The 6,824-nt window shown below is 38.6% G+C and carries 9 protein-coding genes; 1 reads left to right on the top strand and 8 read right to left on the bottom strand.

Annotated elements, in window-relative coordinates; all coding sequences use genetic code 11:
- Window positions 1-314 precede the first annotated feature (314 nt).
- Window positions 315-923 carry a 30S ribosomal protein S4 gene (rpsD, locus tag U0M88_RS00070; protein ID WP_331868533.1) on the top strand — a complete coding sequence of 203 codons (609 nt, stop codon included), beginning with the start codon at window positions 315-317 and terminating at the stop codon, window positions 921-923.
- 109 nt (window positions 924-1,032) lie between these two features.
- Here rpsD and U0M88_RS00065 read toward each other — a convergent pair whose 3' ends face one another.
- The 8 genes from U0M88_RS00065 to U0M88_RS00030 all read right to left on the bottom strand — a co-directional run.
- Window positions 1,033-1,347: a single-stranded DNA-binding protein gene (locus U0M88_RS00065; protein ID WP_051130165.1), complete on the bottom strand. Its 315-nt coding sequence runs from the start codon at window positions 1,345-1,347 to the stop codon at window positions 1,033-1,035.
- Between the two features lie 179 nt (window positions 1,348-1,526).
- Window positions 1,527-2,792 carry an EF-P 5-aminopentanol modification-associated protein YfmH gene (yfmH, locus tag U0M88_RS00060; protein WP_331868532.1) on the bottom strand — a complete coding sequence of 422 codons (1,266 nt, stop codon included), beginning with the start codon at window positions 2,790-2,792 and terminating at the stop codon, window positions 1,527-1,529.
- Entirely contained in the window at window positions 2,779-3,450 is a 672-nt protein-coding gene (locus tag U0M88_RS00055; protein ID WP_331868531.1) for an insulinase family protein, read from the bottom strand. Before U0M88_RS00055 ends, yfmH begins: the two co-directional genes overlap by 14 nt.
- Complete coding sequence (locus U0M88_RS00050) at window positions 3,447-3,926, bottom strand: hypothetical protein (RefSeq protein WP_331868530.1); 480 nt, start codon at window positions 3,924-3,926, stop codon at window positions 3,447-3,449. Before U0M88_RS00050 ends, U0M88_RS00055 begins: the two co-directional genes overlap by 4 nt.
- A 189-nt stretch (window positions 3,927-4,115) precedes the next feature.
- Window positions 4,116-5,372, bottom strand: coding sequence for an NlpC/P60 family protein (locus U0M88_RS00045; protein ID WP_117445795.1), 1,257 nt, complete (start codon window positions 5,370-5,372; stop codon window positions 4,116-4,118).
- Window positions 5,373-5,594: 222 nt separating this feature from the next.
- The gene (locus U0M88_RS00040) at window positions 5,595-6,149 is read right to left on the bottom strand and encodes a hypothetical protein (RefSeq protein ID WP_331868529.1); all 555 of its coding nucleotides are present in this window, start codon (window positions 6,147-6,149) and stop codon (window positions 5,595-5,597) included.
- A complete protein-coding gene (locus U0M88_RS00035; protein WP_168966179.1) occupies window positions 6,127-6,648 on the bottom strand; it encodes a tRNA (cytidine(34)-2'-O)-methyltransferase in 522 nt (173 codons plus the stop codon). The genes U0M88_RS00040 and U0M88_RS00035 overlap by 23 nt, the downstream gene beginning before the upstream one ends.
- A partial coding sequence (locus tag U0M88_RS00030) for a non-canonical purine NTP pyrophosphatase (RefSeq protein ID WP_331868528.1) occupies window positions 6,645-6,824 on the bottom strand: 180 nt, incomplete at its 5' end. The genes U0M88_RS00030 and U0M88_RS00035, both read right to left, overlap by 4 nt.

Here is a 6,824-nt window from a genome sequence, read left to right as displayed (position 1 = left end):
TCTATTTATCTTCTGCTCAAATAAAAAGGATGCTAGATCAAGTGATTTAGCACCATTTTTTTCATTTTACCTCTAAAGTCAGGTTATATTCTGTGCATTAACATTTCAAATTTTCTTGATTTATAAATGTACATTTGGTATGATTTCTAGGCATAAATTGATAGCAGCATACAAAGCCGTCAAGCCAGCGTTGTAAGCTTTACAGCGATGTGAGTAAGCTAATAGCTGATAGCGGAAAAGATCGGTTACAACACACTTGGTGGTGATTTGTACTGTTATTGTTTTATGAAGAGTAAAACAATAGGAGGAAAATTATGTCTAGAAACACAGGAAGTATCTGGAAAAAGTCTCGTCGTTTAGGCTTCTCCGTCCTGGAAACAGGTGAAGAGCTGAACCGCCGTCCTTATGCTCCAGGTCAGCACGGGAAAGGTCGCCGTGTAAAATTAACAAACTATGGTACTCAGTTACAGGAAAAACAGCGTATTCGTCATACGTATCAGCTAAGCGAGAAACAGTTCTATAACACATACAAGAAAGCAAGTAAGAAACCTGGTTCTGCCGGTGAAAACTTCTTGATTATGTTGGAATCTCGTTTGGACAACCTTGTTTACCGTATGGGATTTGCCCGTACACGTCGCGGAAGCCGTCAGTTAGTTAACCACGGACACATCTTTGTAGATGGAAAGAAAGTGGATATCCCTAGCTTCCAGGTAAAACCTGGTCAGGTGATCGAAGTACGTGAACGTGCTAAAAACATGGCTTCTATCAACGAAGCATTAGAAGCCGCTACTACAATCGTTGATTACGTTGATGTTGACAAAGAAGCTAAAAAAGGAACTTATTCACGTTATCCTGAACGTAACGAATTGTTCACAGCTCAGCCAATCAATGAACTGTTAGTTGTTGAGTTCTACAACCGCTAATGAAAAAATCTCTGCAGCAAGCAGAGATTTTTTTATTGATCTTCAAATTTAAAATACTAAAAACGGAGATTGTAACTGTGAATCCTATGACCTATATTTTAAAAATCATTTAAGCAGTGTGTATAAATCCAATATGTTCAGCTACAAAGACACTGTTATAATACACTTTATCGTCTTTGTGATATGCTCGTGAAGATATTCTTCCCTTTACAGTGATCCATGAGCCTGTTTTCATCGTACTGCAAAGCGTTTCTGCCAATCCTCGCCATACCTCAATCTGAAATGTATCCAACTCATACACACCATCAGCATTCGCATACGGTCTTTCTACTTCCAATAATACATTACAAACCTTTTCTCCCGAAGGAATAGATCTAAGCTGTGGCATCTCTTTGATCTGCCCTACCAGACAAAATACATTCATCATTTACCTCCCTATCCGGTATGGGTATCTTCCCATATTTATCACCTGCCTTCGAGGATAGGATAGTCATTTTCATCAAACAAAACAAACGAGCCGGTTATTCTAACCAGCTCGTTTTTATGTCAAATTAGAGGGCTATTGTCCTCTAAAAACAAGTATTATGGATTGATTTAGACAAATTAGCATTCATTGTAGCTTTTTAAATACACTCGACTTTGGTGAGATAAATCAAGCTTTGAAACCATCTTAAAAACCTCATCTCGTTTCATAGCAGCTATAGTATCCAAAAGCTCAAAATAAGACACACCCTGCACCTCAGATTGAAACAGGTCGATCGCAAAACTTTCAAAATGATCAAAGGTGCGTAAAGACTGTGCATAGGATTTATTCTTTAAACTGTTAAAAATTAAGTCGTCCATAGCTTCTGTCTGCATTTTATGCAAAATATCTTCTACGATTTGAAAGAATTCTTCTGTTTTCTTTGTTTGCGCATAAAACATCAAATACGCATGGTCTGAGGTGATCTCACACTCGGCACCAAAGGATGTAGTAAGTATCCGTTGATCCATCCATGATTGAAAGTCCGGATTCAAAGAGCTAAACCACGCATCCAAGCTCATTTGAAGCGCAAAATCCATACAAGCTGCCTGTAAAGGATCTAAGATCGGTTTTAGCTTGACGGCAAAAGCAACATAAGGAATACTGATATCCATTCGATCTTCTACGATCTCTTTGGTGACCGTATCCGGTTCCTTCAAAAAAACACGTTCTGTTGGATGTGAAAAATGTCTATCATAGCTTTCCTGTTTTCGCTCGATTTCTTTCAACAACAAACAAGGCTCTTTTCCCGTAACCCCGACCAGAACCATGTTTTGAGGATCATACTTATCGTTATAAAACGCTTCCAGATCTGCAACCTTCATGGATGTAATATCCTCCGGATTTCCTAAAACATCAATCCGAATCGGATGCGTTTGATATAAAGCATTCCATACCAGCTTCATCAGTCTTGTTTCCGGATTTTGTTGATACATATTGTATTCGCTTAAAATAATGCCTTTTTCTTTTTCAACGCTATTCTCATCAATATCCAGATTTTGCACAAAATCCATTAAAAGTGATAATGGTTTATCCGGATTGGACGATGTGGAAAAATAGTAAGCCGTTTCACTCAAACCGGTAAAGGCATTGGTCATGGCTCCCAGATCGGCAAACTGATCTGTTACATCCTGTCCATATAGACGAAACATCTGATGTTCTAAAAAATGAGCACATCCGCTGGGATATGTCAATTGTTCCAACCCTCGCTTTTGACAAAGATCCATACCACCGGCCTTTATCCCCAACAAGAAAAAAGACTGGGAAAACTGTGGCTTATGTACAAGGAGCACCTTCATCCCGTTTTTCAAGGTCTTTGAAAACCATTCAAAATTATACTTCTTCATCATTTTCCTCCACCAAAGCTAAGGCACACAACGATAAATTATGCGCTGCCAAAGCAATATCCTCTTTCTGGATCCGCTGAATCTTTGATATCCTTTGCACAATGGAAGCTGTTTGATGTAAATAATCATCCGAAAAGACTTGTTCCATCCAGGAAAACGGCAGATCTTGTATGCTTCGAATAGAATCGATCCAGTCTTTTTTGGCATTTTCCAAAAGTTCATCCGAATAATCCATCGATTGAATTCTTTGAATCTGCTCCTGTATCAAAAACTTAACCTGTTCAAAGTTTGCCTTGGATAGACCTGTCTGCACCAACAATAAACCATCATAACGAATCAGTGAAGAATGAATCGCATAACACAAACTGTATTTTTCACGAATCGTATCAAACAAAAGATTGTTTGGACATTGACCTAAAGCAGAATTTAAAAGCACTAATGGATAGGATAACTCGTCCTTAATCGTAATCTTAGTTTTAAAGGCCATTGTCAAAGAAGTCTGTGCAATCTCTTTTTGAAGAAAGGATTCTCTATATTCTGTACCCTGATATGGATGCATGGACATCATCGGTTCTAAAGGTACATCAATCGATTGCAGGTAAGACAACACGGCTTGTGATGGTCTTCCGCAGACATAAACATGCTTTTTCAAAGTCATGATCCGTGAATCCTTTTTTGTACATCTTGATAAGAAAGTGTTTCTAAATCACTTTGATAGCCTTGAATCGAAATAGAGCTGGTGTGTCCCTTATCCAATAAAGAAAGACATTGTGAACTGCTCAAATAATCCGGATCATCCTGCAGACGAAGCAGCTTGTCTTCATATTGCGCTTTACATTCTTCAAAACTGGCCGCATCGATCAACGGATGAAACAAAAATTGATCCATGATCTTTAAAACAGTGGAATCCTCCAGTCCTGTCGGACAGTATTGGCTTTGAAGATATTGAAATCTGTATTCGATCATCAATTTGTTTCCTAAACCGGTCATATGCAAAGAAACACGAAAACTATATGCCTCATTTAAAGCTAACGCAACCTGCTGTAGCGAAGGAAAAGCTTCTGTCTTTCTCTTTAACATTCGTAATGCCAGATTCGTAACTGTAATTGTTTCTCTTTCAAATGGCAGAAACATCCGAATTGAAATGGAATTGTCAACAAATTTATCTGTTTTAATAAACCTCATGAAAAGTATTCTACCATAAAATTCATTAGACGCAATTGATTCTGCATTCTATTCACCCTTTACAAAAAGAAAAAGGAAGCACAAAGCTTCCATGAGCAAAAAAAAGAAGGAACGAATCCTTCTTTTCGAATTTGATGACTATCCTACGTGGATATATCCAACTAATGCATTGGAACAGTTAACGGAGAATACAACTGTTGTATATCCGTTCCATCCACCATGTACGGCCTGACCGTTTCCAATATAAATGGCAACGTGTCCACTATAGATGATGATATCTCCTGGTACCGGATTGCTTGTCCAGCTACCTAAAGAAGCATAATCACTTGGCCAACCATGGAAGTTGATTCCTACTGCTTTTAATGCATTGGTTACTAACATCGTACAATCCTGGTTTACACCAACCTGTGCTAAAGCTGCACTGGCGATTGCACTGGAGCTTACAGAACCAGTATTTACAGAACCACTGTTGGATGGAGCTTGTGGCTGCTGTACGGCACTGTTACTTGATGATCCATTGTTAGAACCACTGTTTGATGGAGTCTGCGGTGTACTCTGTGCAGGAGTCTGTGTCTGCTCTTGTGATTGAGCAGGTGCTTGCGTTTGTGTTTCTTCCTGTACCGGAGCACTTTCTTCAACTGTTTCTGTAGCTACGCCATCAGAAGCAATTGTATATCCATCTTTTGTTGTGTCTTTCAACATAACACCATTGGCATCAAAGAAATATTTCTTTCCTTCGATATCAATTGACTGGTCTTTGACTTGTTCACCGTTTTCATTGTAGTAGAATGAATTATCACCTTCAGTGATCCATCCTGTTTTCAATTCACCGGCATCTGTTAAATGGTATGTCGTACCATCTACCGTAACCTGACCTGTTGCCATAGAACCATCTTCGTTAAAGTAATATTTCTTACCTTCGATGTCCTGCCAACCTGTCACGGAATATCCTTCTGCATCAAAATAGTACTTAACGCCATCAATTTCCATCCAGGATGCTTTGACTTGCTCACCTTGATCGTTAAAGTAAGTTCCGTCATCCTGCCATCCTTGAAGAAGCATTCCATCTTCCTGGAAATTATACGTTGTACCCTGCAGAGAAGTTTTTCCAGTTGCGGCTGTTCCTTCAGATGTGAAGTAGTAAACGTCGTTTCCGACAGTCTGCCATCCAAACTGAAGTTTTCCATCCTGGTCAAAGTAGTACAATTCATCGTTGATCTCAGTTAATCCTGTTGCCTCTTGACGTGTCGATTCTAAAACATAGCTTCGATTCTTTCCCTCTCCATGCCATCCAGGCTGTGTTTCATAGGCATATACCGTAGAAAGCACTGGACCACATGCACAAGCACAGAGGGCAACGGCCAAGATTTTGCTGTGTTTCTCGATAAAATTCATTACTGTCACCTCTCATACAACAACCATAGAATAACATATTCGACATCAATCTCAAAAAAAATCACTGTATTCTGTCCCATTTTTGGGTTCCATTTTTTGATACAAAAATACGATAAAGCTTTATTTAAAGCGCATTTTTATAATTTATGGGATATTATGTGATTTTTTAAAAAATTTTAAAATTTTTATGAAAAATACACCTGTTCACTATATAAAGACAGTTTATGACTTTGTTTTGACCCATTTTAAGCAATTTTGTACAAGATTAAACATCAAAATCACGATAAATACGATATGTACCACCAAGCTACATAAAGAAAGCACATGAAGACATTGAATCAGACTTTGTATAGAATTAGCACGCATACCAATCATCAAGCCGATAAAAAGCATAGTAAGCATCAAGACATTACCACCTGTAAAAAGACTGGCTTTTTTCTTATTGGCCTGTAAAAACCATAGAATCGTTAACAGTATAAAAAAAAGGTCAAAAAAACTCATGGCATTCCATAGACTGCTTAAAAAGGATGTGATAGAAACTGTTGGTATGGTAATAAACCGATAAGCGATACGAATCAGGATCGATCCGGTATAAGCATCCATATCCTTCATAAACGCAAACAAGGAATGATAGTCATGAACCTGCACTAGTGAAAGAAAGAACAAAGCCTGTAGTACATATTGTAGAAACCAGTACAAGAAGACAAACAGACTCAATATCCTTCTTCTTTTCTCAAAGCTGTTCCATAAAGAATCAATCAAACGATAAAGTTTCAAGGAAATCTTCTCCTTTTAATTCTTCATTTGTACTCAAACCCGGATATCCAAGCTGTCGTAAGACTTCATATACAACGATAGCCGTGCAGTTGCTTAAATTTAAACTTCGGGCATTAGCCACCATGGGAAGACGCATGCACGTATCTAAATGATCTTTTAAAATGTGCTTATCTACACCGGTACTCTCTTTTCCCAACACCAGAAAGATATCGCCTTCTTCCTTTGTGAAATCAAACTGGCTGGGGGCCTTATGTCCATAACGCGTCATAAAATAGTAATGCCTGCTGGGGTATTGTTCGATAAATGCCTGCCAGTTTTTATGAATGTGAATTTCGGCATCTTTGATATAGTCCATGCCGCTTCGGCGCAAATGTTTTTCATCCAGACTAAAGCCTAATGGCTCGATCAAATGCAGCACAGAGTTTGTCGCCATACAGGTACGAATGATATTACCGGTATTCTGAGGAATTTCCGGTTCATACAATACAACATGAATCATAAGGTTGCCTCCAAATCCTTTAAAAACATCTGCAGTGCTTTTCCGCGGTGGGAAACACTGTTTTTCTTTTCTTCCGAAACATTGGCTAAAGTCGTTTGAAACGGCGGATAATAAAAAATTGGATCATACCCAAAGCCTTTTTTGCCGACTGGTCGATCATTGATCTCACCCTCAAT

The organism is Faecalicoccus sp., from assembly GCF_036552745.1.
Classification (GTDB): domain Bacteria; phylum Bacillota_I; class Bacilli_A; order Erysipelotrichales; family Erysipelotrichaceae; genus Faecalicoccus.
This window is presented reverse-complemented; position numbering and strand designations above follow the sequence as displayed.

Coding starts and splice junctions, on each gene's coding strand:
- U0M88_RS00055 (WP_331868531.1), bottom strand. CDS start 3,450: ATGACTTTGAAAAAGCATGTTTATGTCTGCGGAAGACCATCACAAGCC.
- U0M88_RS00050 (WP_331868530.1), bottom strand. CDS start 3,926: ATGTTTCTGCCATTTGAAAGAGAAACAATTACAGTTACGAATCTGGCA.
- rpsD (WP_331868533.1), top strand. CDS start 315: ATGTCTAGAAACACAGGAAGTATCTGGAAAAAGTCTCGTCGTTTAGGC.
- U0M88_RS00035 (WP_168966179.1), bottom strand. CDS start 6,648: ATGATTCATGTTGTATTGTATGAACCGGAAATTCCTCAGAATACCGGT.
- U0M88_RS00065 (WP_051130165.1), bottom strand. CDS start 1,347: ATGAATGTATTTTGTCTGGTAGGGCAGATCAAAGAGATGCCACAGCTT.
- yfmH (WP_331868532.1), bottom strand. CDS start 2,792: ATGAAGAAGTATAATTTTGAATGGTTTTCAAAGACCTTGAAAAACGGG.
- U0M88_RS00045 (WP_117445795.1), bottom strand. CDS start 5,372: ATGAATTTTATCGAGAAACACAGCAAAATCTTGGCCGTTGCCCTCTGT.